The 4341-nt window shown below is 75.2% G+C and carries 5 protein-coding genes; 2 read left to right on the top strand and 3 right to left on the bottom strand.

Annotated elements, in window-relative coordinates:
* Window positions 1-324 (bottom strand): HGxxPAAW family protein (locus EF903_RS29375; protein ID WP_125548039.1); only part of this gene is annotated, 324 nt, incomplete at its 3' end.
* Window positions 325-432: 108 nt separating this feature from the next.
* Here EF903_RS29375 and EF903_RS29370 point away from each other — a divergent pair.
* Together EF903_RS29370 and EF903_RS29365 are read left to right on the top strand one after the other, a co-directional pair.
* On the top strand, window positions 433-1008 hold the full coding sequence (locus EF903_RS29370; RefSeq protein WP_125548040.1) for a MarR family transcriptional regulator: 576 nt from the start codon (window positions 433-435) through the stop codon (window positions 1006-1008).
* A complete protein-coding gene (locus EF903_RS29365; protein ID WP_125548038.1) occupies window positions 1005-2507 on the top strand; it encodes a DEAD/DEAH box helicase in 1503 nt (500 codons plus the stop codon). Before EF903_RS29370 ends, EF903_RS29365 begins: the two co-directional genes overlap by 4 nt.
* A gap of 58 nt (window positions 2508-2565) precedes the next feature.
* Here EF903_RS29365 and EF903_RS29360 read toward each other — a convergent pair whose 3' ends face one another.
* Both EF903_RS29360 and EF903_RS29355 read right to left on the bottom strand, forming a co-directional pair.
* The gene (locus tag EF903_RS29360; protein WP_312845978.1) at window positions 2566-3513 is read right to left on the bottom strand and encodes a class I SAM-dependent methyltransferase; all 948 of its coding nucleotides are present in this window, start codon (window positions 3511-3513) and stop codon (window positions 2566-2568) included.
* Window positions 3514-3738: 225 nt separating this feature from the next.
* Complete coding sequence (locus EF903_RS29355; protein WP_125548036.1) at window positions 3739-4269, bottom strand: hypothetical protein; 531 nt, start codon at window positions 4267-4269, stop codon at window positions 3739-3741.
* Window positions 4270-4341 lie beyond the last annotated feature (72 nt).

Below are 4341 nucleotides of genomic sequence, written 5' to 3'. Positions count from 1 at the left end.
GCGCCCGGCCGCTGCCGCGGCGCGGCGGCCGCCGCTCATGCGGCAGCCCAGGCAGCCCGCGTGGCCGCCGTGCGCGGCGGTGTCGCGGACCCGCCAGTCCCATGCGGCTTCGGGCCGGGGGCCGCTCGGCTTGCCCCAGCCGGCCAGGTGCAGCAGCCAGGTGGTGAGCCCGGCCACCGCGACGACGGCGAGTCCCAGCCAGAGGGCCGGCCCCGAGGAGAGGCACAGTCCGGCGCCGGCGACCGCGCTGCCGAGGACCGCCAGGGCCGTTCCGGTCCAGCCGGCCACGGTGTGCCCCATGTCCACGTGCCCGTGCGCGCTCATGCGTTCTCCCAAGTAGGCTCTGAGCAGGAAGTTTTACCTCGCGAGATAAACATCTGACCAAGAAAGTATCTCGCGATCTAAGTTACTTAGATGCTAAGGAGTATCGGCGTGCAGGGCAAGCCCCGACCCCCGGCCACGGTCGCCGAGGCGATCTCGCGCATGGACGGCTACGTCGCCCTCGGCCTGATCGGCCAGCAGGAGGTGGCGCAGCTGCTGGGCCTGAACGTCACGGACCTGACCTGCCTGGGACACATCCTGGGAGCCGGCGAGGAGCCGCTCTCCGCAGGGGACCTGGCCGCGCTGACGAACCTGACGACCGGCGCCGTGACCGGCGTCCTCAACCGCCTCGAACGCGCCGGATTCGCCGAGCGCCGCCCCGACCCCGCCGACCGGCGGCGGGTCCGCGTCGTGGCCGTCCCGGAGGCCGCGCAGCGGGTCATCGCCGTGTACCAGCCCTTCTACGACCGCCTCGGCAGGCTGTTCGCGCAGTACACCCCCGACGAGGTGGCCGTCATCGCCGACTGGTTCGACCGGGCGGCCGCCGAGGCCCGGGAGCACCTGGACCGCCTGCGGTCCGGCGGGGCCGCGGCCCTGGCCGCCCCCGCGGCGGCGGACGCCCCCGGGGACGCACGGGGCCCGATGGTAAAATCTCCCTTTTCGCGCCCCGAGGAAGGCTCTGCATGAAGAACCCGTCACCCTACGGGCGTTTCGGCGTCAGGCCCGCCGCCAAGGCGGCCCCGAGGAGCACCGCCGGCAAGGGCGCCGGCAAGGCACCCCGGAGCGTCGCGCCCGCGGGCGAGTTCGCCATGCCCGAGCCCGCGGTGCCCGCACTGCCGCCGGTGGCGTCGTTCGAGGAGCTGGACCTGCCGCGCGAGCTGCTCGGGACGCTGGCCGAGGCCGGCGTGTCCGAGCCGTTCCCCATCCAGGCCGCCGCCCTCCCGAACGCCCTCGCCGGCCGGGACGTCCTCGGCCGCGCCCGCACCGGCTCCGGCAAGACGCTCGCCTTCGGCCTGGCCGTGCTGGCCCGGACCGCCGGCCGCAAGGCCGAGCCGAAGCGGCCGCTCGCGCTGGTCCTCGTCCCGACCCGCGAGCTCGCGCAGCAGGTCACCGAGGCGCTCGCCCCCCACGCGGCGGCGCTGGACCTGCGCATGACCGCCGTCGTCGGCGGCCTGTCGATCGGCCGGCAGGTCGGCGAGCTGCGCCGCGGCACCGAGGTCGTCGTCGCGACCCCCGGACGCCTCAACGACCTGGTCGGCCGGCGCGACGTCTCCCTGGAGCGGGTCCGGACCGCGGTGCTCGACGAGGCCGACCAGATGTGCGACATGGGCTTCCTGCCGCAGGTCACGGAGCTCCTCGACCAGGTCCGGCCCGACGGGCAGCGCATGCTCTTCTCGGCGACCCTCGACCGCAACGTCGACCAGTTGGTGCGCGCCTATCTGAAGGACCCGGTCCCGCTCTCCGTCGACCCGTCCGCGGCGACCGTGACGACCATGGACCACCACGTCCTGCACATCCAGGCCGCGGACAAGTACTCCGCGGCGACCGAGATCGCCGCCCGTGAGGGCCGGGTGCTGATGTTCCTGGACACCAAGCACGGCGTGGACCAGTTCGTGAAGCACCTGCGGGCCATGGGGGTGCGCGCGGAGGGCCTGCACAGCGGCAAGTCGCAGCCGCAGCGGACGCGGACGCTCGCGCAGTTCAAGGAGGGGACGGTGACGGTCCTCGTCGCCACGAACGTCGCCGCCCGCGGCATCCACGTCGACGACCTCGACCTCGTCGTGAACGTGGACCCGCCCGCCGACCACAAGGACTACCTGCACCGCGGCGGCCGCACCGCCCGCGCGGGCGGCTCCGGCAAGGTCGTCACGCTCGTCACCCCGAACCAGCGGCGTGACGTGGTCCGGCTCATGGCCGAGGCCCGGATCCGGCCCACGACCACGCAGGTCCGCTCCGGCGAGGCCGCGCTCAGCCGGATCACCGGGGCCAAGGCCCCCTCCGGGGTGCCGCTGTCGGGCGCCTCGCCGACGGACGCCAAGGGCCGGCCGGCCGGCTCGGAGCTCGGCTTCCGCGGCATGGGCAGCCGGTCGGGCAAGGCCGGCCGCGGCAAGGAGTCCCGCAAGACCGCCGAGGCCAAGGCCCTCGCCGAGGCCCGCCGCGCGGCCCGCGTCCGCCGGGGGCACTGAGCGGGGCGGCGACCGGGCCGGCCCCCGTCACAGGGGCCGGCGTGCCGGGTCGGGTCGGTCAGCGGCGCTCGCGGCGCCGGCGGCGGGCGGTGACGATCGCGCGGGTGACGACCGGCGGCAGCAGGTCCTTGGCCAGCTTCCGCCAGGCCGCTCCCGGTCGCGGTTTCGGCGCCGGCTTCGGGGGCGCGACCGGCTGCGGCTCGGGCTCCGGGGCCGGGCGCAGCGGCTTCGGCGGCTCGGGCGCGACGGCGCCGTGGTCGCCGATCCGCACCAGCTGCTGCCCGGCCACGTCGTCGATGCCGTGCCACAGGTCCGGGCGGCCCTGCAACCAGTCGAGGAGGCCCTTGCGGTACGGCTCGGGGTCGTCCCAGGTGGCGTACAGCTTCGCCCCCGACACGCAGATCAGCCGCAGGCCCTCGTTGGCGACGGCCGCCCACACGGCGGCGGCGACACCGGGGCAGTGCTCGGACCGGTAGTCGTCGAAGGCGATCACCGCGCCGGGCGCGGCGACGGCCTTGGAGGAGGCGATGTCCTGCACCACGTGCTCGTACAGGTGGGAGGCGTCGATGTGGACGAACCGGCAGCTCGCCGGCCGGACCCGGTCGGCCACCACGAACGTCGGCGCCTGGATGACGGTCGGCAGCCGCTCGTGGAAGGCCAGGTAGTTCACCTCGAAGCCGCGGCGCGTGAGGGTGGGGTACGAGTCCTTCGTCTCCGCCAGGTTCGACTCGTCCGGCGCGGGCGAGTCGAAGAGGTCGCAGACGGTGAACTCCTCGCCGTCCCGCAGGTACCTCCCGAGGAAGATCGCGCTCTTGCCCATGAACGCACCCAGTTCGAGCAGGTCGCCCGGCTCGGCCCCGCTCTCCTTCTGGTGGGTCAGGAACCAGTCGAAGATGGCCTGGTCGTAGTCCGAGAACCACCCCTCGACCTGCTCGTACGCGGCCGGAGCGGGGATGGCCGGCTCTCCGTCGGGGGTGGTGACGGGAGCATGCGAAACGTGCGACACGGAGTGCAGCCTCCAGTGGAACGGCTTGGATCGACGCTGATACCCGGCCGGGGGTAGGCAGACCATAAGCCTGCGGACGGCCGGAAGACGAGTCCTTGTGCACACTGGTGGAATCTCGGTCCGCGGGCGCTCCCGTGATGCCCTCTTCGCCCCGGTCCGCACCGGGGGTGCCGTGCCGTCGCCCGTCGGGCGGGCCGTGCCGGCCGCGGCGTGCGGCCCGGCGGGTCAGGCGGTCGCGCTCGCGCGGCGCAGGCGCTGCACGGCGCCGTTGCGGACGAGGCGCGTGCGGGCCGACCCGGCGAGCAGGACCAGGGCCTCCTCGGGAACGGGCACGCGGACGGCGGTGCGCTGGCACCAGTCCGAGGCCCGCGCCAGTTCCTCGGCCGACCCGGGCTCGCCGCGGACGACGGCCTCCAGCAGAAGCCACTCGCGCAGCCGTCCCGCCGCGAAGGCCCGCCCGGCGACGGCGGCGGACATGGCCGCCGCCCAGTCGGCGAAGCCGTCGGAGTGCAGCAGGCGGGCGGCCCGCCGGTCCACGTGCGTGACCACCGCGCTCTCCGCCATCACGGGGTCGGGGTCGCGCAGCACGGCCGCGACGGCGCAGGCCTCCGCCTCGGCCGGCGCGCGGCCCCCTGCCGCGGGGACGCCCGCCGCCGCCGCGGCCAGGGCGTCGAGGTGGCGGGCGTAGCGCCAGTGCTCGGGCGGTTCCGTCCCCTCCGGCGCCGGCGCGGGTATCGGCTCATCGGTGCTCCCCATGGGTCCCATTCCACACGACGGCCGCGGACGGGCGGCGCGCAGGGTGGGCGCACAGGCCGACGTGAGCAGGGG

The organism is Streptomyces sp. WAC05292 (genome assembly GCF_003949955.1).
GTDB lineage: Bacteria > Actinomycetota > Actinomycetes > Streptomycetales > Streptomycetaceae > Streptomyces > Streptomyces globosus.
The sequence above is the reverse complement of the archived record's forward strand: the minus strand, read 5'-3'. Positions and strand labels throughout refer to the sequence as shown.